This window comes from Colwellia sp. 75C3, from assembly GCF_002836255.1.
Classification (GTDB): domain Bacteria; phylum Pseudomonadota; class Gammaproteobacteria; order Enterobacterales; family Alteromonadaceae; genus Colwellia.
This window is the reverse complement of the sequence record NZ_PJAU01000059.1, coordinates 417,777-442,958: the sequence shown is the minus strand read 5'-3', so window position 1 is coordinate 442,958 and position 25,182 is coordinate 417,777. Positions and strand designations below refer to the sequence as shown.

Below are 25,182 nucleotides of genomic sequence, written 5' to 3'. Positions count from 1 at the left end.
TAAAACATCTTCAATGCACTATTTCACTCTCTTTTTAGCCATTTGTACTTTTTTTGTAAACTGTTACTATTGAACTAACTTGAATGTTTTTTAGGCCGTTCTGATGGATGAGTTTATGCAAGCCGCGATTGATGAAGCTAAAAAAGGCTTAGCTCAAGGTGGTATACCCATAGGATCCGTGTTGGTCCATAATGGAAAAATCATTGGTCGTGGTCACAATCGAAGGGTACAAACAGGAAGCCCCACTTTACATGGTGAAATGGACGCATTGGAAAATGCTGGTCGTCAACCTGCCAGTGTTTACCGCCAAAGTATTATCTATACTACGTTGTCGCCTTGCTCTATGTGCACCGGCGCTATTTTACTTTATGGTATTCCCAAGGTGGTGATTGGTGAAAACCAAAGTTTTATGGGTGAAGAGGCGCTACTTGAGTCCAAAGGTGTTGAGATTGAAATGATCGACTCCACAGAATGTAAACAAATGATGAATCACTTTATGGCGGAAAAACCCGAGCTATGGAATGAGGATATAGGCGAATGAGACTGTACGCCATACTTGTTAGCTCTTTACTCTCTGCCAGTGCTTTCGCTGCTGAAATTGTCAAAGTAGGCGTATACGATTTTCCTCCTTATGCTTTCATCACTGATAAAACGACCGGCATTTCCGTTCAAATGATAGCTGCGATGAATGCACTTCAACAGAAGTATGAATTTATAGCAGTACCCACAACAGCTAGACGTCGTTACAGTGATTTTGAAAAAGAAAAATTCGACATGATGATCTTTGAAAGCAAACACTGGGGTTGGGAAAAATACCCAGTCGCTGTCTCGAAAACTTTTGTAACAGGTGCTGAAGTTTATGTAACTCAAGCTAAACCAGGCAGAGGGCAGGAATTTTTTTCCGATTTTAAAAACAAAGCCATGGTCGGGGTTTTAGGCTATCACTATAAATTCGCCGGTTTTAATGCCGACCAGAAACATCTGGAAAATAATTTTAATATTTTACAGACTAACAGCCAAAAAAAGAGTCTTGAGTTAATCCTTAATAATCGTGGCGATATTGCAGTATTGTCAAAAGAGTATTTGAATTATCATCTTTCCCAGTCACCCGAAGATAAAAACAAACTACTGATCTCCAAAAAATTTGATCAAATCTATCAACATACCATTTTAGTTCGTCAAAATAGCAGCCCCTCGATCAGCTATATCAACAAACTACTTGAACAGATGCAAAAAAAGGGCACATTAGAACAGTTGTTGGAACAATATGGCCTCGAGGTCATGCATTAACTATCTATTATTCAAACGGTATTTTTCCCCATCAAATATTCCGATATAAACCATTAAATATAGTCACTTGTAATGATTAATCGATAAATTTTAAATACAAAAAAGCCCCAATACTAACCCAGCTTTGCGGCTTTACTATCGTTAGCAGAGAATAACTTTATTTTTTAACCCACTGCCCCGCAGTGTTTTGGATTAAATGTCCTGACTGAGTTTTAGCGATAGACTTTTTACCTGCTAACTTGGTGACTTGTTGCATAGTAATTTTATTTTTTCTCGCTAAGTTCAAGTAAATATCTTTACGCTTTTTGTTAACCATATCAACTAAGCTAGTGGTTTCACTACTGGCAACAACGACACCTAAGTAGCCATTAGCCATTTCACCAACAAGGCCTTGCTGTTTAGCTTGATCAAGAGATATTGCCCAAGCCGAAAATGCCAGAGTAGAGGCAACTAGCACTAGGCTAACTTTTTTTATTGAGTGCTTGATTGAGTTTTTTATTAATTTATTCATCATTACTCCTAAAATATATCACTATCGTCACTGAAAATATCATCGAGTTCTTTATCTACTTTAACTCGGATTTCATGATCAATTTTTAGATTCAAATTAATCGTAATCGGCTCTTTAGCACTCACTTCAATTTTGTGAGTACATGCCGTAAATAAAAATACAGCTAGCAAAGGTGCCAGTATTTTACCCATAGATGTTCCTTAGTGTTGTAAGCCTTTAAGAACTTTGCTCTCAAAGTGTTCGGTGATATTGAGTGATTCGAGTAAACCTAATAAATCATAGCTAAGATTTAAATTCAAATTTACCTCATTATCTAAATCAGGGTTTCTGCCTTTAATCGCTGTGACTAATAACATGTAACCATCATCACCCATTGATACTTTTGAAGAGAGGTGATGATAATGTAAGTTTTCTAAAGCATCAAATGCTAATTTTAATTCAGTACTGGTGCCTTTTAATTCTTCTACCGCGGGATTATTATAAACTTGGATAATGCCATCACCAACATTTTTTAAGCCCCCTTCTTTGATAAGAAAGTGCTCTCCGTCATAAAAGATAGGTAATTCACCAGAGACCTTTCCGGTAACGACAATACCCTGCTTTTTATCTAATTCGAGCAGTTTCTCTAAATCTATTTTAGTTAACTTAACATTTATCGGTAATGCTTTATTAAAAGGCCACTGAGCTTTTACTATGTCAAAACGCCCGCCTAATAAGTTACCCCACGTATTATGTACCAATAGCTTTAGGGTATTTTGTGAAAAATCGATAGCGGTTGTTGTTGATAAGTTATGAATGGGTGTAGCCGTTTCAATCTTGGCAATAGTCAGATTATTTGATGTTAACGTGCCATCACGTAGCGTCTTTATCTGACCACCTTTTACAGTGAAATTCTGTTGCCAATTAAGCTCTTGTAACCAAGTACCATCGACCTCCCCAGTAAGATCTTGCACCTTTATTGCTAATGACATTGAGTTAGCCATTAAGTCTTCACGGTTGTTTACTTGCCCAGATAAGCGATAGTCTATAGTGCCGTCAATGAGCTTCAACTCTACGGGGAGTTTTACTTGTAAGGCTAATAAATCGGTAAGTAAAACATCTTGTGCCGATATAACCACGCTCGGATTACGTAACTCTCCCGTTATTTGAGCGATCCCTATTGGTACGTTATCAGCCACAACTTTGGCAGCTATGGTTATATCATTAATGCCACCACTGACCTCTGCTGTTAACTCAAGATCATTTACTTGTATGATATTAGGGTAACTTAGCTTGCTTAGCTGATTACTAATCTCCAACTCAAAAGTCACATCATCGTTTTTATTAAGTACAACATTACCCTGCCAGTGACTGATTAACGATTTTATCCGGGGCCGTGCTTTGCTTATCGTTATATCTGTAGACTTAGCTGACGGTAAGCTCAGCTGCGCCAATTCAATTACCGTTCCTTGGCCAAGTGTTAACTGCCAAATTTCACTCTGCTGCTCAATTTCACCAACAACATTTAGTTTTACTTGCTGACTGCTATAAGGCTTTAATTGGGAAATATTTGCATATCCTGCTAGCGAAAATTTAGCTTTCTGCATATTAACGGTTATAGCTACATCATCAGAATAATTGAATGCTAAATCGTTGAACGACAATTGTATTGGTTCATTCAGATTACTACCAAAAATATCAATGCCATCACTGGTTATGGTTTCATTGGAAAAATCGACGTTTAGCGAACCTATAGGCTTGATAGTCAAAGTGTCGATGGCGTTATCTACGATGAGATTTATTAGCTGCTGGTCAATGCCTTGTGCTGTTAATAACTCAATCAATTTTACTGAATTAAAAGCTAGCTCTATGTTATTACTTTGGTTATTTTCTTGATTACTTCCCTGATGGTGCTCATTAGTAAAATCAAAGTGCAGGTGTTCGGCTGTTAAGTTTGTTTGCCAAGTGAATATTGTGTCTGACTTAACTGACTCTAGTGATGCAAAATTTTTCGATGCATCAAAAGAAAAGCCTGTGACTTGATTTTTCATACTGAGAATTTTATTCTGCCAGTTAAATTGGCTGGTAACGTTACCCGTAGCAAACCACGTTTCATCTATTAATAGCGAAGATAAACTAGGTGGAAAAGCTGTTTTATGATTAATAAGCAGTGATCTTAATCTAGTTAAATCAGTCTCCACATTGGCGCTTATATTCTGGCCTTTTTTAACGAGTTCAAAGGAAAATATAGGCTCTTGCTTTTGGTTGGCTAGGAAGAAGTTTAATTGTTGGGCATTCATTGAAAATCGCCCTTGGTAGGACTGATTTTGACTCTCTGAAAAAGGCTGGTAATTAAACGTTTTGATATCTATATCAACGGGAGGTGACAGTAATGCAAGATCATCAAATTGCTTTCTAATAAAGACTGGTAACTCGCTAAGTTTTACTGTGCTTTTTGCTGATATTGCACTTTCCGGAAATGACAAGTCAGCTTTTGCTCGTACATTAACCGCTGCAATGCTTATCGCTGAAATCGCTTCAGATAACTTATTAACTGCAATATTGTTTGCTTCAAATCGCCACACTATCAGGCTATCTATCAGTTCTATATCAGCATAAGGCGAGTCGATGCATAAATGCGAAATGACCAAATCCAAGTCAGAATTTAGAGTAAAGTCAATGCATGTTAAAACGGCATTATGCTGCGTCAGATAGTTATTTACTAACGATGTAACCACCGAGTTTCGAGCATAGAATACCGAACTAAGTGTGATAGCAATGACTAAGCATATAGCTAAGGTGAATTTGAACAACCGCAATATAATGCCTAACTTCAAAAGAGGAGTGATATGCATATTATACCAATTACCATGCAAATTTCAGTGGGAATTAATGGGAGGTGATAGTGTACTAAGAATACTTTGTTATTTTTCTTAAGCCATCCATAAGCCCTATTAAATGACTACCTAAAAGATAAGTTAATATACTGATTCACCTTATCGTTATTCAACCGCTGTGGCGATAGGCGATCAACTATTTCGAGTGCCTGATGTACTTTACTTAGTCCTATTTTGTCATCTAAAGCTAACTGTTCAAATGATTCATCATTGATTGTTTGCTTAAGTAAAGCTAATGAATTTTTAAGATTTGAGTTAAAATCAGTGTCGAGTTTCTGCTCTTCAACGTTATTCAATATTTTTTTTGCGGTAGTTAATGCTGCCGTTAACGCTATTATTGTCTCACTTTCAGCGGCAACATCATCATTTTCGGTATTTTCATCTTTATCATCTGCATTTAAACGTCCAATGAAATCATCAAGGAAGCTAGTTAACGTAGTGGTCGATGTTTTAGCATCCGATTCGCTACTTGTAGCATCAGCTTTAACATCAGTTAACGTTGCATAATCGCCCTTTGAAATCAGCCCAAATTGGTAAAGTTTTTCCTTCAACGCGCTAACATCATCAAATGTCAGCTGAGCACCACTAAAAAACTCACTGCTAATGGCATTGATTTTTTGAGCTCTGCTTGATAAATATATATTATTATCGACACTAGCGGGCTCTTCATTTTTAACATTACTTTCAGCATGCTTTTCAGCTATCGCTTGTATTTCAGCAGTATTTTGCTGACTTACCGTTGAATTATTAAAATTGGCGCTATATAGGCCTAGGTTATTGATCATTTAATAAACACCACAATATATTGACATCTTTTTTACAAGCAACTTACATACCAATATATTGACTATTTTAATGACACTAAGCTAGCTTTAATCGATGTTGGCCGTTGATACTTGAATACATCAATTGCTGTAATTAAAAACATCCAAAAATCACGAAAAAAAAGTCCTCTAAACCACTAAACTAACCAACGACAAAAACTGTTTAAAAATCATATCGATGCAACATAACAAAATCTTTCAACATATTGTAAATACTTACTTTTAGTTTATAGTTGATTACAATTGTAAATATGAATCTCAAAGGACTGTTGTGGAAGATACTAACTTAATGAAAAATCCATATCCACTCAATAAAGCTTGGCCTTTGTACCTTACCCTTTTCGCTAGTTATATAATTTTTGGCCACCTTTTATCGTCGATTTCATTTCATAGCCAAATAGTTCCAATCTGGTTACCTGCTGGTATAGCATTAGTGGGTTGTTATTTGTGGTGGTGGCGTTTTTTCCCTGCGGTATTTCTGGCAGCATTTATTTTTAACTTTTCAATCATTCCAAACTTTAACATCAACTTATTATTCTCGGTTACCGCGCTACAAAATGCCATTATTGCCACCGGAGCAGGACTGCAAGCCATGGCAGGAAGTGCATTGCTCAGGTACTGGTTAGGTAATCCTATCAGTCAATCGCAGAACAAAAAAACACTCTATTTTATTTTATTTGTTGGAATTTTAGTTAATTTAATCTCTTCAACGGTAGGTGTTAGCACTTTTACACTATTGAACCCTTATTATAGTGCTGAAGATTTTCAATTAAATTTAGTGTATTGGTGGTTAAGCGACTCATTAGGGGTACTGCTTTCGGTGCCTTTTCTGTTTAGTTTACTTAGCTTTCAGCAATTAAAAGCGGAGCAACGTAATGCTAGGCTGATTATTTTATATGCTGTGAGTGCTTTGTTAATTATTATCATTTTACTGACAAATTTTTTTACTGCTAGCTCAAACAGCAATGATGTTGAGTTGATAACAAAAGAATCAAACGTAATAGAAAATGGTATTTACCGTCAAATAAGTACTAGTATTGAACAACTAAGCTTATTAGCAACTTTTGTTCAGAATAATCCCGATGCCTCACGTGAGCAATTTCATGACTTTGTTAATAAGCTTACACAAAGCTCTAACACACTCAAAGCTATGTCATGGAATCCTCTAATTAATCAAACACAAAAGCAAAGCCATGAAACACAATTAGCGCAACATTATCAGAAGAAGGTCGCGATCAGAGGTAAGCCGTTATCAATTAACGACGATTTGGTTTATGTAAAATTGATTAGCCCAGAAGAAAGTAATGGTAAAGCAATAGGTTTTAACGTGTACTCTAACCCTTCACGGAAGAAGACCTTAGATAGCATCATGGCTAATTATCAACCACAAGCCACCCCTATTATTCAATTGGTGCAATCATTTGAAAAAGAGCCAGCCTTTTTATTGTTTTTTCCGGTATTTGAACAAACCATTGACGCTAAAAAAACGACGGATAAAAAATTAATTGGTTTTGCCACGGGTGTATATCTAGCGGAAAAAATGATCCGTAATGCCATCAGTGATTCTCAAGAAAACTTATTTTATTATGAGGTGTTTGAACACAATAAAAAGCAGTGGTTCTTATCTAATGCCATTTCTCATAACGACACTCATGAGTCAACTTTAAAAGATTCAAATAGGCATTTTAGTCATGATTTTAATGTCGCTGGACAGAAATGGACCATTCATTTATTTGCTAACGAAAGTTATTTGACTCGCCAACAACATCAGAATTTTTTACGATTTTTCTTATTACTGGTCGTCATTGCCATTACGATAATCACGTCGCTTTTATTGATGAATAATAGGCAGTTACAGTTAAACAGCCTAGTTAGCCGACGCACTAAGTCTCTTAATGAGGCAATGGAAGAAGCTAATTATGCCAACAAAGCGAAAAGCCAATTTTTAGCGAATATGAGCCATGAAATAAGAACCCCGATGAATTCAGTGATTGGTTTTGCTCAATTGGCTAAAGTGTCCAGCAATATGGATGAAATTAAATCCTATCTGCAACATATTGATGTTTCATCAGACTTATTACTGCATATAGTAAATAACATTCTTGATATATCAAAAATTGAATCCGAAAAGTTACTTCTCACCAATGAAGCATTTGATATGCACTTGGTGTTACAGCGTATTTATAGTTTATTTGAAGCAGAGGCTAGCAATAAAGAACTCTCTTGGCGCTTGAAGGACAATCTCCCTACTGCCGTTAATTTTCTTGGCGACCAAACACGTATTGAACAAATATTAATGAATTTATGTGGTAATGCGATGAAGTTCACCCAAAGTGGTGGTGTTTCAATAACAGCAGACTTGGTTAAAGTTACAGATAATAAAGCGCATATCGCTATTAAGGTAAAAGATACCGGTATTGGAATTTCAAAGGACAAAATAGATAAGCTCTTTAACCCTTTCACACAAGCCGACACCTCAACTTCTCGTGATTTTGGTGGTACCGGTTTAGGGTTAACCATTGCAAAAAGACTTAGTCTATTAATGGCTGGAGACATCACTATAGAAAGTAAAGAAGGCGCTGGCACTAGCTTTATATTTACTTGTTGGTTACCACTCACCAGGACTAAGCCTAAAACTTCGGCTAGCCAAAGTGATTCATTTCGACAGATAGTAAACAACAATGAAAAAGAGGCACCAATTAAGACTTCTTCCGCAGACAAGTCAAACCTTGTTAGCCAGGATCTTTCAGACTTAAAGGTCTTAGTGGCTGAAGACAACCGTATTAATCAAAAGCTTATTCGTATTGTATTAACTAAGTTAGGCATTGATGCTGTTATTGTTGAGAATGGTCAATTGGCTATAGATCATTTACAAAAAGAACCGGTAGACGTCATTTTGATGGACTGTCAGATGCCAGTGTTAGATGGTTATCAAGCGACACAACAAATAAGGGCAATGTCTAAATATGCTGATTTACCTATTTTTGCCTTAACGGCTGATGTTGATACGCGCAGTAAAGACAAAGCACTGTCGGTAGGTTTTACTAAGCACCTTGCCAAACCCATTAATATTGAACAATTAACGAACTGCTTACTTGAAGTAACCAAATAAATACTCACTAAGTAATGATTAGCCGCTTAAATACTAAGTTTTAAGCGGCTTACTTTTTTCATTATTACTATCAACTTACCACCAAGCCTCTGCTAGGCATCTTGGCGAATAAGATAATCAAAAGCACCTAAGGCGGCATTGGCGCCACTGCCCATAGCAATGATTATTTGCTTAAACGGGCTATCAGTGACATCACCTGCCGCATACACACCAGCAACGGATGTTTCACCTTTACTGCCTACAATAATTTCACCACGATTAGTTAACTCGATATCACCTTGTAAAAACTCACTGTTCGGCATCAAACCTATTTGTACAAAAATACCGGCTAATGCTAATGCATGATTCTCACCACTGGCTCGGTCAATGTAGCTCAAACTAGTCACGCGTTTACCATCACCTAGTACTTCAGTTGTTTGGGCATTAGTAATAATAGTGACATTAGGTAATGAATTAGCTTTTCTCACTAAAACGTCATCAGCGCGCAGCGTATCAGCAAATTCTAAAACGGTTACGTGCTCAACAATACCCGCTAAATCAATGGCCGCTTCGATACCTGAATTACCACCGCCAATAACAGCTACCGGCTTGCCTTTAAATAACGGTCCATCACAATGAGGACAATAGGCAACACCTTTACCGCGATACTCTTGCTCACCTGGTACATTCATTTCACGCCAGCGCGCCCCTGTTGCTAACACTACCGATTTACTTTTCAGCATTGCTCCATTTTCGAGACTAACTTCAATTAAACCGGTTTTATCATTACGCTGCACTTTGCTGGCTTTATTGCTGTTCATGATATCAACATCATATTCACGAACATGCTCTTCTAAACTAGCAACCAGTTTGGGTCCTTGAGTGGCTTTGACCGAAATAAAATTCTCAATAGCCATGGTATCGCTAACTTGTCCGCCAAATCGGTCTGCGACCAAGCCAGTACTAATACCTTTTCGTGCCGCATAAATTGCTGCTGCTGCGCCAGCTGGCCCACCACCCACCACTAAAAAGTCATAAGTTTCTTTATTCTCTAATGCTTTACTTTGACGAGCGCCGGCATTTTTGTCGACTTTATTTAAAATATCCGTTAATGAAACACGGCCTTGGCTAAATGACTCTCCATTTAAATAAACACTCGGTACAGCCATGACATCACGATCAAAGACTTCCGTTTGAAATAACGAACCATCAATCATTGTGTGTTTTATATTTGGGTTAATGGCTGCCATCATATTTAACGCTTGCACCACATCAGGACAATTCTGGCAGCTTAGCGATATATAGGTTTCAAAGACAAAGTCACCTTGAAGGTTACGTACTTGTTCTATTTGCTCAGCATCAATTTTTAATGGATGTGAGCCACTGTGTAATAACGCCATCACTAACGAGGTAAATTCATGCCCCATTGGTAAGCCAGCAAAGCGCATTTCACTATTACTCGCCACACTACGCACCAACATGGATGGTACTCGCTCGGCCGATGCTTGCTCGGTGTTATTGCCATCGATGGCAGTGACTAGCGGTGATAACGCAGCAATTTGAGTGACTAATTGGTTAAGTTCTTTTGCCTTAGGACTTTCATCAGTAAAAGTGATTAGCTCGACTGGTGTTTTTAAGTTATCTAAATAACCTTTTAATTGTGCTTGTAAATTTGTGTCTAACATAATGACCTCTGCTGAAAATTGATGAGAACTGGAAAAGCTTTCATTCGGAAAGTAAAAAGGGAAAGGAACTGCTTTAAATAAGGATCACAACAACATTGTTAATTCACTGCTGTAATCCTAAGTTTGACTTTAGGCTTAAATTAAATGCCTCCTACTTGAGGCGCGAGGAATGAGCATAGGCTTATCTATGTGATTTCCGAGCAACAAAAAGTAGGTGGTAGTTAAATAAACCTAAGGAAAACTTAACTAATCTTAACTTAGATTTTTCCTACTAGATCTAGTGATGGAGCTAGGGTCTCTGCACCTGGCTGCCATGCTGCTGGACAAACTTCACCGTCGTGCTCTGCTACATATTGCGCTGCTTTAACTTTACGTAGTAACTCAGCTGCGCTTCGGCCTATACCTAAGTCATGTACTTCAGCAATCTTTACTTCACCCTCTGGGTTAATAACAAATGTGCCACGAAGTGCTAAACCAGCTTCTTCGATCATGACACCGAAGTTACGGGTAATTGCGCCAGTTGGGTCACCAATCATCGGGTATTTGATTTTGTTAATGGTATCTGAATTGTCGTGCCATGCTTTATGAGTAAAGTGGGTATCTGTTGATACTGAGTACACTTCAACACCCATTTTTTGTAATTCGTCATAATGATCTGCCATGTCACCTAATTCGGTAGGACAAACAAAAGTGAAATCAGCTGGGTAGAAGAAAACTACTGACCATTTATCAGCAAGATCTTTTTCGCTTAATTCAACAAATTCGCCGTTGTGAAAAGCAGTGGCGTTAAAAGGTAATAATTTAGTATTGATAATTGATTGGTTCATGATGAACTCCCGTTAAATGTTATTGGTAACTGTGTTTGAAACGTTAAAGCTGTTTCGTTGAAGACGGGATAATAATAGAGCCAGAGCTTAAATTAGTATAATCGATAGTAATTATAACCTTGATAGGTAAAAGCTATCACTAGATGATTCGGTAGGTGAAATGGTATAAAGATAGATTGATATTTTATGAACTCAAGCCACAAAAAAGATATTAGCTATTGCAGCTAATTGGGCAGATTGCATGATATTGTGTATCGCTATTGCCTTTGATAGCGCTGTAGTTCAAACCTTAGAGAAAACCTATAACCTGCTAGGGTTATTAGTTAATTCTATTGACCACTGACTAAACGTGCCTGCCATTTCAGTGTTAATTTTTTCAGAGTATTGTCCGCTTTCATACTCTGCAATGATGTTGACAACCTCTGTACAACAGCCGTCGAAGTTTTTAAACTGCACGCCAAGTAAAAATCGAATCTAAAGTCATGGATCACTGGATGCTTACGGTATTTGTTCATCTTACTAGGTGAGTCAATTTTATTGATCAGGATCTCGTCATTCAGTAAAACTAAGTCAATGCTGTCTTTCCTTACTTCGAGCATTTTTAACAACGCATTGTAGTTTTTCAGTACATATAAATTTTTATCCTTTTTAAAACCTTTCTTTAGCAAAAAGTGATGTGATGCGTAGTTTTCATTTACTGCGACTCTATACTTGAACGCATCATCGAAATGACTTAAAACAATGTTTTTTTCACGCAATGAATAAAAAGAAGTACTAGCACTGGTAATTTGACCCACCCATTGAAACTGAGACTCGCGAAAGGGCAGGCGTACCATAGAATAAATGCAAACATCCTTTGTTTCTAACGCCTGCTTGTAGGCGATTGACCAATCAATGACTGCAATGTTGTGACTAAAACTGGCTCTAGTAAAGATCTCCTTTACTATCTCAGTTGCCAGACCCGTTATTTCTTTGTTTTTTTGCACGATTTGAAAAGGAGGTAAATTCTCAGTAACAATAGTTATGTGCTGAGCACTGAGTATATGACTGAAAAAAGCTAAAGTAATAACAATACTCTTTATGTATGCCATTCATTTTCCTTAAATTTTAGTACTTTGTGCTCTTAGAGAGCAGATATTGTAAAAACAACACCGTCAGCAATAGCCGTAGAGCCTTTATAGTACAACCTTTATAACCTTGCAAAAATAAGTGCCTGTAAAGCATGAGACCTATTCCCACACTATAATTTTAGCTAGCGATCCGATAAAAAACGACCAATGATAATCGCTTTGTACTAACAATAAACATTCACGATAAATGCGTTACACCGGGGATAGAGTAGATTCAGTGCAACTAGCGCTGACTAACAGTATAATTAGCTCGCACTCAGATTTTACTTAAGGCCATGATTCATGTCGGTTACTAACCAAACCTGTTTAACAGAACTCGCAGAGCCAAGGAAAACTCACCAGCACTTTAAAATATTTAAGCCATATGGCTTTTTAAGTCAGTTTTTACCTGAAAAACGGAAGAAGAAACATCTGATAGGTGAGCTCTTTAACTTTCCCGATAAAACCATGGCAATAGGACGATTAGACCACGACTCCGAAGGTTTATTATTACTCACGACCGACGGTATGATTAGCTACAAAGTAAGAAGTAAAACGATAGAAAAAGAGTACTACGTGCAAGTTGATGGTGCCATCACTGCTGAAGCTATGTTATTACTACAAAATGGTGTTGAAATTACAGTTAATGGTTCGACTTATCTCACCCTGCCTTGCAAAGCTGTCAAACTAGAAAGTGAACCTCAACTTCCCACGCGTGGCCGTAAAATTAGAGATGCGAGACATGGTCCAACTAGCTGGGTTTCTATCACGCTCTGTGAAGGAAAAAATCGACAGATAAGAAAAATGACTGCAGCTGTGGGCTTCGCTACATTAAGGCTGGTAAGGGTTCGAATTGGCGACATTCATATCGATAGCATGATTGCCGGTGATGTTATAACACTCACTAACTTCGATACCACAATTAACCGCTAACGCCTCAAGTAATAAAACCCGAGAGCTCTCCTTCATTTTATAAGAGACGTTATATACCCGTTCCACTTGAAAATACATGATTCAGCTGGAATTAGAAAAACTTTTAGGCAAGGCATTGATTGAAGAAAATGGTAACTCCCTTCTCAAAATCAATAACGCAGCATAAAGCGTTTCTAAACCAACCCTTTGGGGGAAGGCTGAGCAAATCATATTCAGCGTTACATTTCTTTTTAAGGAAATAACCCTTAATAAAAAAATGTGCCTTGATTATGAATCGCTCAGACTTCCTGAAACGAGCATTTTCAAATGGAGCGGGTATATTGAACGCTAGCTTAGTTAATGACTACCTAAGCTACTAAAAGTAAGTCTAACTAATGATATCAGCCAGAGACTTTCTTACGCTTGCAACGATGGATCTAACACATTGCATGCGTGAGTAATTAGGTCTAATTACCAAAGAAATACCACGCACTGGCACAGGCGCTTGAAATTTCCCGTAATGAATCGTGTTACTGGCTAAATTTCCTTGCGCAGCAAGCGCGGGTAATAAGGTAATGCCCATGCCACTAGCCACCATATGACGTAGTGTTTCTAAGCTTGTCGCTTGAAAACTATTGTCTTCTTTAGCGCCAGCAGAGAAACAATAACCCATGGTTTGATCTTTAAGACAATGGCCGTCAGCTAATGTCAGAATTTTTTCACCGTGTAAGTCGGAGAGTGATAAATCTTTTTTATCGGCAAGTCGGTGACTTTTTGGTGTTGCCAGCATAAGTGGCTCATCAAACAATTGGTAGGATTCAAACTTATCCATGTCTTCAAGGTAAGGTAAAATTAATACGTCTAATTTTCCTTCATCCAATTGCTGCAACAATACTTTAGTTTGATTCTCATGCAGAAAGAAATTGATATTAGGTAGTGTGGTATTTAAATCTGCCATAATGTGGGGCAACAAATACGGTGCTAATGTCGGAATTAAACCTAGATGTAAGTCGCCGGCGAAAGGGTCAAGTAAGGCTTTAGCACAAGATTCAAACTGCCCTGCCGCTTGTAATACTTTACGCGCTTCTTTGACTAACTGATCACCAGCAGGTGTTAGCATAACATTGCGGCGATGACGTTCTACTAGCTGTAAACATAATTGTTCTTCCAGTTTCATCAACTGACCACTTAACGTCGGCTGACTAACAAAGCAAGATTGAGCTGCTTTACCAAAGTGTTTGTGTTTATCGATGGCGGTTAAATATTCTAAATCACGTAACTTAATCATAGTAATACCAATTCAAATAAGTTTTTTTTCACTCAGCGAGAATTAAAAGGCTTCGAGGCAAGGTATTGATTGAAGAGAATAATTATTCTATTGTCAAAATCAATAACGCAGCATATAAGTCTTTACCTTTTATTAGATACTCGCCCTTTGGGAGTTTGTCAGCAATTCGATAACCGCACATAATTTCCTTAATATAGAATGACTATATATAAAAAATTCTATTTGTTCTCAAACCGCTGACAAGCTCTGAGTGGGAACAAACTTACTTGATTTGGTATTTTAGCCTATCAATTAATAAGAAAAGAGAGCATTCAGCTATGATATTATGATCACGTTATGAAAGCGAGTTACGTTACTGTAAATACCAATACATGCGGGTTATGTTAACTTAGATAATGGCGACGAACTGTATTCCTAGTCAGCTATCAACCACACTGAAAGATTTTCAATTTGACGGTATTGTACAGCTGTCAAACGACTACCACTCTCATATTTACCTGCGAGATCACCATGATTAGTGCGTGATATATCAAAGTCTAATGAACAAGGTGCGGCATAATCAAAGTGCTCATCTTCAAGGGTAATCTCAAACGTTAAATTAGAAATTAACTTATTAAGAGGTAGCAGATACTCACCATCATCAGAGGTTAGCCACGTCTCATTTTCATTATCCCACTCTGTACTTAAATCATCTTCATAGGTTTTACAACGAAGATGACCATGGAAGCTAAGCTCATTGCCTGTCACTGCTGGTGACCACGTCACAGCAACATTATCATTTTCTCTAAATACAGTATGTTCACTCGGCGAATTTATCGTATATGGCTCAGGCATAATCACCGTTGAAGTGATTTGGCTGCCATCATGACGATCAAAGGTTAACGTATACGTTCCACCCTGCCCTTGATTGGCAATACTGGCGGTATAGTCTATTTCAACAATATTATTGTCTTTGGTCAGTTCAACTGAATTACCTAAATAGCTCACCGTCAGTTTATCGCCATTAACTAATTCTAATGGTTGGCCAAAGCTTTCGTTTTTATGAAGATTTACTTTGATGTAAGTAGACGAATTTCCTTTAGCTGTTAATTCAGCCAAGATATAGATATTCTCACTGGTGACATCATCAGAATCTTCACTCAGTAAGTCGCAACCTGATAAAAAAATACCCGCTATCAATAAGATAAAAGTCTGCCGAAAAAATCGAAGCAGACTAACAAAGGGATAATGCGCTGTTATAGCAAAATCGTTCTCTTTTTCGGTTTCCGTTAAAGACTCAAAATTACGCAACTTAATCATCCTTAAAACCTATTAATTAATACTTTATTGTGAAATTAAGAGAATAATTCCTAACTTCAAATCAAAAAACTAGCCAAACGCCAGCCAAATAGCAACAGCTACCATCAAACTACCAGCAATACGATTCATCCATTTAACATTATCGCCACGACTTAAAAATATCCGTAAGCTCTTACCACCAGCTGCGTACGCCATCATGCTAGTAAATTCGGTTACCATAATAACACTGAGTAATATTAGTAACTGAGGAGCAACGTCACGATCAACACTAATAAAAGGGGGAAGTAGAGAAATCATAAAAGCCCAGCCCTTTGGATTGGCAATGGCAGTGACAAAACCCTGAGTAAATAACGAACTACGGCTAACATCACTTAGCTTATTTTCACCTATCGCCATTTTACCTTTTGAGCGCCACATGTTTACACCAATGTAAGCTAAGTAAGCGCCACCGACCCATTTCAATACTTCAAATATATCAGGGTAATTCAGCATAATACTGGCAACACCAAGTACAGCAGCAATGGCAACAATGGCGACACCAATGAGCTCACCAATCATCATCCATAGTGTACGACGCACACCAATACTCATACCTAAGGTCATAGCCAGTGTCATGCACATGCCAGGCGTTATTGAGACAAAAAAGAATGTGGGAATAAAAACCGCAAGAATAGCTAAATCAGGCATTTAATTTACCGCTAAGTTTAAAATATGAAAATTCGCTGACACTGTAGCAAAAAATGATGTCATGCATTAGATAATAGCGATGAATAGGGATTATATAAGGATAGAAAGTAGTAAGTTTTACAGAGATTAGTACAGTTAAAAATCATTACTGTGAGGTGCGATCGCCCCTCGACAGTAATAATTAATGGTCGTTTAACGTAACATCGTAAACCAACCCATAACCATAGGTAGTAAAGGCATGGCAACAATTGCGACAAGAATCATTGCTAAATTAATGAATGAGCTAGTATCTTTAAAATCTTCTTCATGGTTTGACATGGTCTAGTTTCCTGTACAACAAATAAACAACTAAAATATGGCGCACATTTTAGCCGATATTAATGACTATGGACAGTTAAACTTGATCTAGATCAAAGAAGTGGGTAGGATTCTAGCGAGTGATTAAGGCGATAATAACAAATCTTATCGCCTTACCAATGCCTTACCGTAAATGTTCAGCAGAAATTGATCATACTTCATTTTGATGATCTACTGTTGATCGTTTGTGGATCAGCTAATCATCTTTAAAAATGCCGACATAGGTCATTTGGCCATTAGACTTACTCGCTCGGTACATACCTTTAGTATTGAAAGGTAAGCTAATATTGCCTTTAGTATCAATAATAATCACGCCACCTGTGCCGCCAATAGGCATAAGTACATCATGAATAACTTCTTTACCCGCTTGCTCAATAGTCTTTCCTTGATACTGCACTCTGGCACAAATATCAGCGGCTACGTTATAACGGATGAAGTATTCACCATGACCCGTCGCCGAAACAGCACACGAGTTATTATCAGCAAAAGTCCCTGCACCAATAACCGGAGAGTCACCAATACGACCAAAACGTTTATTTGTCATGCCGCCAGTAGAAGTACCTGCAGCGATATTGCCGAATTTATCAAGGGCTACAGCGCCAACAGTTCCCACTTTATACTCAGTATCGAGTGCAGAATGTGCCGCTTGGTAGTCTTTATTTTCTTGCTTCGCCTTTTTCATTTTGGCTTTAGCGCGCTGAAGCGATTTATATCTATGGTCAGTATCAAAAAGTTTGTTATCAACTAACTCAACCCCTTGGCTTTTGGCAAAGGTTTCTGCGCCGGCACCACTTAACATAACGTGCACAGATTCATCCATCACTAAGCGTGCTAAATTTATCGGGTTCTCAATATGCTTAACACCTGCAACGGCACCTGCTTGACGATTTTTTCCTTCCATAATAGAAGCATCCATCTCATGAGTTTCATCATGGGTATAAACCGCGCCTTTACCTGCATTGAAAAATGGCGAGTTTTCGAGGATATTTATTGCGGCAGTTAACGCATCAAGACTAGTGCCGCCTTTTTCTAGAATAGCGTAACCGGCTTCAACAGACTCGGTTAACTTAGCGCGATATGCTGCTTCTTTTTCAGGCGTAAAACGAGATTTTTCAATTGTACCTGCACCACCATGAATGGCGATAGCAAAAGGCAGGTCTTTTGCTTGGACAGAATTAGAATATGCCGTGTTAGCAAAGGCGGATAAAAGTAAACAAGTTAAGAGGGGTAGCGATTTTTTCATTATTGTTCTCGTTAATCTTAAACTAGAAATCTCAGACAGTTAATCTGCACGATAGTGAGTTGCTTTACAACTCACTATCGATAACTGCACTAATTTTCATGCTTAACAACAAAGAGAACATTGTTATATACTAAGACAAAGAAAAAGAACGAACTAAATCATGACAATACTTGCAATAACATAAGCCACCAGTGTTACCGCGCCACCAAACAATGCGTAAGGCATTTGGGTTTTTACATGTTCAAGTAAATCGCAACCCGATGCGATGGCCGAAACAGCGGTAGTATCAGAAATAGGTGAACAATGATCACCAAAGATACCACCTCCAAGAATGGCAGCAATCACCAATGAAGGCGGTAAACCTAATGCTTGAATTAATGGCACACCAATTGGAATTAAAATGGCGAACGTTCCCCATGAGGTTCCGGTACTAAATGAAATAACTGCACCAGCTAAAAACAACATAGGTACCACAAGGATTAGCGGGAGATAATCACCAACAATACCTGCAATAAAGTAACCTGTGCCTAGCTCTTTTAAACTTGCGCCAAGGGTCAGTGATAATAAGACTATCGTAACCAAAGGCAGTAATTCACCAATGCCTTTAAAACCTATTTCAACTAACTCTTTATGCTCAAAACGCTTAGAAAAACGCAGTAAAAAGTAACTCACGGCTAAGGCTAAACAGGTCGCATACAGCACCGACTTGCTACCGCTACCTTGGGTGATGTTTCCATTACCACTCCAGTACATAAAGAAAAACATACCAAAAATCATGCTTAATAAGGGCACCAACATAAAGCGGGCTTTAGTGGCGGGTACCATGGTTTCGTGCAGTATGGCTTGTGACAATGTTTCTTGTGGTACGGCTTGCGGTGAAACTGTTGAATGCTGTTCAGTTGAAGTTGTTTGTGTTGCACCATCCGTATTCAACGCTAACTCGGTCGCTTTCATCGGCCCGTGTACTCTATCGGTTACTACCGTATAAACCACCATAAGCAAAGCGATAATAGCGTAGAAGTTAAACGCAACAGAACCCCACAAAATAGACACCGAAGACTGTCCTAACTCATAGTTATTAAGCAATGCTAATACATACGCACCCCAACCATTTAGTAGCACTAATATACATACTGGCGCACTGGTACTGTCAATAATGTACGCTAAACGCGCACGACTCATTTTGAATTTATCGAATAAATCACGAGATAAAATGCCCGCAGTAAGTACACTCAAGTTTGATTCAATAAAGATAACCATGCCAGTAAACATGGTTAACGCACCGACTTGTCGTTTATTTTTAGCAATGCCTTTATTTACTAACTTTTCCACGGTGGCAGTAACACCACCAGAGTCTCTGACATAGGCCAACAAAGCCCCAATCAGCAAACTGAAAATCAAAATACGGGCATTACCGCCAGAACTGACGACAGTGATAATACGTTCAATAAAGCCAATAAAAGCATGAAATATAGCATTACTATGGTGTTGAGATGCCAATAACAACTCGGAGGTAAATACAGCGGAAAGTAAGGCCAGAATGACTTCTTTTTTCCAAATAACAATAATAATTGCCACCAAAGGAGGCAACACTGACAACCAATCCATAAAAGACCTTAAAGCATGAGTTTGATTTGAGACAGAGTGACTTGATTATACTAATGTAATTAAGCAAGTTTGTCGTAGAGGGAGCAGTGTGGCAAATACCTAGGGCAGATTCAATATATTTACGGAGTGAAAATGAAAAACCCGACAAAATATAAATTTGACGGGTTTGTATTTATTTATCAACGATAAATTTAGGCGCTATTTAATAGTAATCATCTTCTTTATTGTGCGCTTGTGGATCTTCAATTATATCGCTGATGTTAACTTCAAAATTATTATTATTATTACAATCAACCATATAAATAGTATGTGTTGAGCCATCAACCCAAGTAACAGTACCACTCCCTTTTTTACTGCCACATTTCATACCGATATGAATATCTTTAAATTCCATAAGCCCTCCTCGACACTAACTTCAATGGTGTACTGAGTTATACCAATCAAATTCACTAAGTGGTCTAATCGGTATTAGCGTTCTGTACAACCTATCAGTTCATTTATTGAACGTTCAGTGTTTAAGTATAGTGTTGAAGTGATGGATTGCCAGTAGATTACTATCGTGTTTTAAGCAAGAAGTCGCTGAAATTAGCCAACTGACTCTAATTTATGACAATAATGTTATAAAATTTATGGAAGGTAGGTACTACCCAAGGTGCAGCTTGCACTTGCGCCAGTTACCGCCGGCATATTACTCACTAAACTATGATCAAAAGCGTAAGCAAGCCAAGCAAAGGCCATCGCTTCAAGAATATCGCCATCAATATTCAAGGCTTGCATACTATTGATTTCAAACGCAGAGTTAGATGTATTCAAGCTAGTTTTAAGTGCTTCAACAAGGGCGCTATTATGTACACCACCACCACACAAGTAGACTTTACCTTGTGTAGTTAATGACTTAATTGCATCACAGATGCTTTGTGCGGTAAAAACCAATAGTGTTGCTTGGACGTCTACTGCGTTAAGCTCTTCATCAGTGATTGCACCGTGCTGTGAGTAACTATTTTCTGTAAAAAAAGTTAATTGCTGTTCAAGCCAATCAAGATGGAAGTACTCTCTTCCGGTACTTTTAGGTGCGGCGGCTTTGATATAATCATCTTGCATCAATTGTATCAGTAGCGCTTGATTAACTTTTCCCGTTGCTGCCCACGCACCACTTTTATCGAATTTTTCGTTACTGCTTGAATGATTTTTAGTAAACCAATCATCGAGTAAAGCATTGCCGGGGCCAGTATCAAAACCTAATACTGATTTGCTAGAGCCTTGTTCTGGCAAAAAAGTAATATTAGCAATACCACCGATATTAACTACAAAATTCGCATCGACTGAATGAGCAAAAAGCTGTTGATGGAAAATAGGGACTAAAGGCGCGCCTTGCCCTCCTAACGCCATATCTTTACGGCGAAACTGCCCAACTACGCGAATTCCAGTCACCGTAGCTAACGTTTGGCAGCAACCTATTTGTAAGGTAAATGGGTTATCAGCACTTGGACGGTGACGGATGGTTTGCCCATGGCTACCAATGGCAATAATATCTGCAGAGTTAAGGTTTTCTTGGCTAAGTAAGGCGTTAATTGCTTGAGCAAACAAATGCGCTAATTCAACATCTAGATGAAAAGCACGATCAATTTCATTATTACCTGGTTGATAAAGGGAGGTGATTTTCTCGGCAAGCACGCTACTATAACTTTGATAAAAACTGGCTACCAAACGAGGTTTTTCATTCTTACTGGTAAAGTCTACTAGCGCTAAATCAATACCATCAGCACTGGTGCCAGACATTAGGCCAATATAATATTTTCCTTGCATCATATTGTCTTTGTTAGTCATTAGGGGCGATATCATTTGCTTGTGTCGACAGTAATGCATTTTTAGCACCTGATAACGCTTCTAATCGCTTGGCTGCCAACAAAGTAAACTTCGCTTTGTATTTTTTTGCAATAGGCTTTGCGACCGGTAACTTCACTGTACGAGGGTTGCGATGTACGCCATGAAGTAAAAATTCATAATGTAAATGTGGCCCTGCCGCTAATCCCGTTGCACCTACGTAACCAATCACTTGTCCTTGTTTTACTCGTTGACCTTTTTTAACGGCTGCTCGCTTATAAAAATGCAGGTATTTAGTCACTATGCCATTACCATGCTGAATAAACACATAATAACCATTATATTTACTATAAGCAGCATGGGTTACCTTACCATTACCTGCAGCAACCACTGGCGTACCTTGTTTCGCCGCGTAATCTATACCATTATGTGATTGCACCCGTTTTGTCACTGGGTGTCGACGATTACGCTTAAAGCTAGAACTGATGTATTTAAAATTAACCGGAGCACGTAAAAAGGCTTTACGCATACTTCTGCCATCTGGGCTGTAATACTCACCATCCGTGAAACGAATGGCTTGGAACACTTCACCTTGGTTGGTAATTTCTGCCGCTAAAATATCACCTGTACCAATATATTCTCCTTCGACATATTTTTTCTCGAAAGTAACATGAAAACTATCTCCCTCGCGAATATCCAAGGCAAAATCAATATCCCAACCAAACATATTAGCGAAGTTAATTATCTGGCTATCATTTAACCCCGCACTTGCGCCAGCATTCCAAAAGCTAGACGTTATAGTGCCATAGCTAAAGCTTTCACGTATTTCAACCTCTTTACTTTCGCGGTGTGATTGATAACTATCGCCCACTAAATTAATAAATAAGGTATCAGTTTTAGAAAGAGGATATTCAAGCGCAGCTAATTGTTGCGTATCATTGCTGGCAATACGTAATTGGTCACCAACATTTAGTCTTTTTAATAATTGACTGTCTTTACCTTTGGCGGTACTCACCGCATAAGTAGTTTGGGCGGTAAAACCTAAGCGTTTTAAAATTAAGGCTAACGAGTCACCATTACGTACTTTAACCGTTTGCCAACTTAAGTTCGCCAGTTCTTCTTTCGTGTCTTGGATTTTAACTTTACGTTGTAATTTACCGCTAGTTAAACTGCCATCTTGCTGAGTACTTTGATTTTTAGCTAACGAAGGCAGTTGCTCGGTTGTGGTATTGTTAGTAACTTTAGGTGTACTGCGTTGCGGTAACGCACTTTGTCTCGGTATCGTCCCTGCTGGCATTATGTCTTCTGGCAAGGCCACTTGAATGCGTTTTCCGACTTGGATATCTTCAACATCGAGGTTTTCTTCACTCGAAGGAATGATTAATAAGAGCAATAAAAAACAACTACTGGCAATAATGATCCCGCGATGTTGCTTGGGTAAATTTTGGAATATTTCTAATGATTTTTTAAACAAAGTACGACTCGAAAATTTCATAGCGGGAAATAGTAAATAATATTTAATTCAGATAATTACCCGACTATATCAAAACTACAACATAAATACCGCTATAACTCATCGTAATATTTGATGAAATATGTAGTTACCTATTTAGGAAAAAATAAAAAATTAAACTAAGCTGAAATGAGATAGAAGAATATCTACAAAAGGTTTTAACTTATGAAAATTACGATTTCACAGCGGATCTATGCAGGTTTCAGTGTTGTTATCTTATTAATGCTCACAATTTCTACAACTATTTGGCTAAAGAGTAATGCCATTCAAAAGATTGTAGCCGAGGTACAAACGGATGATATTCCCGGTGTTATTCTTTACTTACAAGTACTTGATGAAGTCGGTGATATGCAATCTAACTTATTAGAATATTTAACAGGTGAGATTGATGAAGTAGAAAATTTTGATAGTAACTATCAAGAGTTCCAACAGTTTTATCAAAAATTAAAACCGCTAGAGTCAGCCAGTCAAAAAGACCGAGACAAAATGGCAAAAATTAAAACCATGGTTGATAGTTACGCAACGCGTGCACACAGAGATATATTCTCTCGCTACAACCCTGAAACCGAAAAGTGGGCCTTCGCCTTAATCAAAGATCTTGAAAGTAATAAAGGTATCGAACTTGAAAATTTACTTGATAAATTAAAACAAGAGGAGTTTGACGATGCCTTAAAGTCAACGGATTTAGCCGAGTCTTTACGTGATGATTTACCCGGCGTGCGACTTTATTTAGAGTTAATTGATGAAGCGGGTGACATGTTAGCCTCAGTCACTAGCTTTACCGCAGGTGATTTAAGCAAGAAAACTGCTTTTGAAAAAGATAGTCAATCTTTTAGTGATTATTTTGAACAATTAAAACCCCTCGAACAAAAACCTCAAGAGGTAGCCAACTTACAAAAAATTGACCGCTTATATAACGATATAAAAGAAACCGCGGAGCTAATTTTCCAAAAGTTTGATCCTACCGGTAAAGCAGCGGCATTAAAAGCGGCAGATGATATGGAGCATGAATTATTTGACCTTGTAGAGGAGATTTTAGATGCATCTTCGGAAGAAGAGAAAGCTGATGCCTTTTCCGCCATCGATAAAACATTAGCCTCACTAAACGATCAACTATCTACCCTGATTATTATTTCAATTATTGCCGTTATTGCCGCTGGTTTTATTTCGTTCTATTTAACCAATAGCATTAACAGTCGCTTACACAACGTGCTTAATGTGGCCAAAAGCATAAGTGAAGGTGATCTTACTTCACCACCTTTAGTTGATAACAGTGGCGATGAAATAGGCGATTTGGCTATTGCAATGAATAACATGTCAAATTCCTTAAATGAGTTAATTCACGATATTAATAATGTTTCTAATTCAGTCGGTACGTCTGCTAATGAAATACTCAATGCCACATTAGAAATGACAAATAGTTGTAATGAACAAGCCCATAAAGCCAGTGTTATATCCGTGGCAACTGAAGAGATGACCGCAACGGTCAATGAAGTTGCCCATCAGAGTTCAACCGCCGCGACGAGTGCAAATGAGTCGGGCATGCAAGCTACAACCGGCGGTCAAGTAGTGACACAAACAGTACAAGGTATCAACTTGCTGTCTGAGGCAGTCAATGAAACGGCAAGCATGATCAATCAACTGGGGGAGCGGAGTACTGAAATAGGCAATGTCATTCAAGTAATCAACGGCATCGCAGAGCAAACAAACTTACTTGCCCTTAATGCTGCTATTGAAGCAGCTCGTGCGGGTGAGCAAGGCCGAGGCTTTGCCGTTGTTGCTGATGAAGTTAGAACACTAGCAGCAAGAACAACAGAGGCAACTCAAGAAGTCGCAAAATCGATTGGTGCTATTCAAACCGATACCTCGGCAGTCATTAACAGTATCAACCAAGGTATTGAGCAAGCAGAAAAAAGTGTGGAGTTAGCGAATAAAGCGGGTGAATCACTTGAAACTATTATGGCGGGTACAGAAAATATTGAAGCAATGATTACCTCAATCGCCGCAGCCTGTGAACAACAATCTGCAACCACATTAGAAATTTCTCGAGATGTTGTGGCGATAAGTACTTCATCGTCTGAAATTTTAGACGTTACCAACCAAACCTCCGAAAAAGCGTCTCGTATGAATGAACTGTCTGATGAAATGAAAAGTCTGGTTGAGCGCTTTAAATTACGTTCATAATCCAAGCGAAGTATCATGAAAGGCCTAGGTATATTCCCTAGGCCTTTTTTATTA

21 protein-coding genes are annotated in these 25,182 nt (G+C 38.2%); 5 read left to right on the top strand and 16 right to left on the bottom strand.

Annotated features, from left to right (window positions below):
• Nucleotides 1-103: 103 nt before the first annotated feature.
• Nucleotides 104-541 (top strand): nucleoside deaminase, encoded by a 438-nt coding sequence (locus tag CXF85_RS19235; protein ID WP_101230244.1) that lies wholly within the window; start codon nt 104-106, stop codon nt 539-541.
• Nucleotides 538-1,290, top strand: a complete 753-nt coding sequence (locus CXF85_RS19230; protein WP_101230243.1) for a substrate-binding periplasmic protein — start codon at nt 538-540, stop codon at nt 1,288-1,290. The genes CXF85_RS19235 and CXF85_RS19230 overlap by 4 nt, the downstream gene beginning before the upstream one ends.
• Nucleotides 1,291-1,447: 157 nt before the next feature.
• Here the strand turns inward: CXF85_RS19230 and CXF85_RS19225 are convergent, their stop codons facing one another.
• The 4 genes from CXF85_RS19225 to CXF85_RS19210 all read right to left on the bottom strand — a co-directional run bounded on the left by CXF85_RS19225 (nt 1,448) and on the right by CXF85_RS19210 (nt 5,462).
• On the bottom strand, nt 1,448-1,801 hold the full coding sequence (locus CXF85_RS19225; protein ID WP_101230242.1) for a YdbL family protein: 354 nt from the start codon (nt 1,799-1,801) through the stop codon (nt 1,448-1,450).
• A gap of 8 nt (nt 1,802-1,809) precedes the next feature.
• Complete coding sequence (locus CXF85_RS19220; RefSeq protein WP_101230241.1) at nt 1,810-1,992, bottom strand: YnbE family lipoprotein; 183 nt, start codon at nt 1,990-1,992, stop codon at nt 1,810-1,812.
• Between the two features lie 9 nt (nt 1,993-2,001).
• Nucleotides 2,002-4,599, bottom strand: a complete 2,598-nt coding sequence (locus CXF85_RS19215; RefSeq protein WP_101230301.1) for an intermembrane phospholipid transport protein YdbH family protein — start codon at nt 4,597-4,599, stop codon at nt 2,002-2,004.
• A 143-nt stretch (nt 4,600-4,742) separates the two neighbouring features.
• Complete coding sequence (locus CXF85_RS19210; protein WP_101230240.1) at nt 4,743-5,462, bottom strand: hypothetical protein; 720 nt, start codon at nt 5,460-5,462, stop codon at nt 4,743-4,745.
• A 310-nt stretch (nt 5,463-5,772) separates the two neighbouring features.
• Here CXF85_RS19210 and CXF85_RS19205 point away from each other — a divergent pair, with 310 nt between their 5' ends.
• Nucleotides 5,773-8,613, top strand: coding sequence for a CHASE domain-containing protein (locus CXF85_RS19205; protein WP_101230239.1), 2,841 nt, complete (start codon nt 5,773-5,775; stop codon nt 8,611-8,613).
• 92 nt (nt 8,614-8,705) lie between these two features.
• Here CXF85_RS19205 and ahpF read toward each other — a convergent pair whose 3' ends face one another.
• The 3 genes from ahpF to CXF85_RS19190 form a co-directional block, all read right to left on the bottom strand.
• Complete coding sequence (gene ahpF / locus CXF85_RS19200) at nt 8,706-10,277, bottom strand: alkyl hydroperoxide reductase subunit F (RefSeq protein ID WP_101230238.1); 1,572 nt, start codon at nt 10,275-10,277, stop codon at nt 8,706-8,708.
• A 257-nt stretch (nt 10,278-10,534) separates the two neighbouring features.
• Nucleotides 10,535-11,104 (bottom strand): alkyl hydroperoxide reductase subunit C, encoded by a 570-nt coding sequence (gene ahpC, locus CXF85_RS19195; protein WP_101230237.1) that lies wholly within the window; start codon nt 11,102-11,104, stop codon nt 10,535-10,537.
• Nucleotides 11,105-11,433: 329 nt separating this feature from the next.
• Complete coding sequence (locus CXF85_RS19190) at nt 11,434-12,195, bottom strand: substrate-binding periplasmic protein (protein WP_101230236.1); 762 nt, start codon at nt 12,193-12,195, stop codon at nt 11,434-11,436.
• A 321-nt stretch (nt 12,196-12,516) separates the two neighbouring features.
• Here CXF85_RS19190 and CXF85_RS19185 point away from each other — a divergent pair, with 321 nt between their 5' ends.
• Nucleotides 12,517-13,146 carry a pseudouridine synthase gene (locus CXF85_RS19185; RefSeq protein ID WP_101230235.1) on the top strand — a complete coding sequence of 210 codons (630 nt, stop codon included), beginning with the start codon at nt 12,517-12,519 and terminating at the stop codon, nt 13,144-13,146.
• Between the two features lie 367 nt (nt 13,147-13,513).
• Here CXF85_RS19185 and oxyR read toward each other — a convergent pair whose 3' ends face one another.
• The 9 genes from oxyR to CXF85_RS19140 form a co-directional block, all read right to left on the bottom strand.
• Nucleotides 13,514-14,413, bottom strand: coding sequence for a DNA-binding transcriptional regulator OxyR (oxyR, locus tag CXF85_RS19175; RefSeq protein WP_101230234.1), 900 nt, complete (start codon nt 14,411-14,413; stop codon nt 13,514-13,516).
• A gap of 414 nt (nt 14,414-14,827) precedes the next feature.
• On the bottom strand, nt 14,828-15,703 hold the full coding sequence (locus CXF85_RS19170; RefSeq protein WP_157829138.1) for a hypothetical protein: 876 nt from the start codon (nt 15,701-15,703) through the stop codon (nt 14,828-14,830).
• Between the two features lie 78 nt (nt 15,704-15,781).
• Nucleotides 15,782-16,399, bottom strand: coding sequence for a LysE family translocator (locus tag CXF85_RS19165; RefSeq protein ID WP_101230232.1), 618 nt, complete (start codon nt 16,397-16,399; stop codon nt 15,782-15,784).
• Between the two features lie 192 nt (nt 16,400-16,591).
• Nucleotides 16,592-16,717, bottom strand: a complete 126-nt coding sequence (locus tag CXF85_RS23340) for a hypothetical protein (protein WP_269801201.1) — start codon at nt 16,715-16,717, stop codon at nt 16,592-16,594.
• Between the two features lie 235 nt (nt 16,718-16,952).
• The gene (locus CXF85_RS19160; protein WP_101230231.1) at nt 16,953-17,999 is read right to left on the bottom strand and encodes an isoaspartyl peptidase/L-asparaginase family protein; all 1,047 of its coding nucleotides are present in this window, start codon (nt 17,997-17,999) and stop codon (nt 16,953-16,955) included.
• A gap of 153 nt (nt 18,000-18,152) precedes the next feature.
• On the bottom strand, nt 18,153-19,607 hold the full coding sequence (locus tag CXF85_RS19155) for a Na+/H+ antiporter NhaC family protein (RefSeq protein ID WP_101230230.1): 1,455 nt from the start codon (nt 19,605-19,607) through the stop codon (nt 18,153-18,155).
• Nucleotides 19,608-19,809: 202 nt separating this feature from the next.
• Nucleotides 19,810-20,001, bottom strand: a complete 192-nt coding sequence (locus CXF85_RS19150) for a hypothetical protein (protein ID WP_101230229.1) — start codon at nt 19,999-20,001, stop codon at nt 19,810-19,812.
• A 233-nt stretch (nt 20,002-20,234) separates the two neighbouring features.
• Nucleotides 20,235-21,413, bottom strand: a complete 1,179-nt coding sequence (locus tag CXF85_RS19145; protein ID WP_101230300.1) for an anhydro-N-acetylmuramic acid kinase — start codon at nt 21,411-21,413, stop codon at nt 20,235-20,237.
• A 13-nt stretch (nt 21,414-21,426) separates the two neighbouring features.
• Nucleotides 21,427-22,926, bottom strand: coding sequence for a peptidoglycan DD-metalloendopeptidase family protein (locus tag CXF85_RS19140; protein ID WP_101230228.1), 1,500 nt, complete (start codon nt 22,924-22,926; stop codon nt 21,427-21,429).
• Between the two features lie 183 nt (nt 22,927-23,109).
• Between CXF85_RS19140 and CXF85_RS19135 the strand changes: the two genes are divergently transcribed.
• Entirely contained in the window at nt 23,110-25,128 is a 2,019-nt protein-coding gene (locus CXF85_RS19135; protein ID WP_101230227.1) for a methyl-accepting chemotaxis protein, read from the top strand.
• Nucleotides 25,129-25,182: the final 54 nt, after the last annotated feature.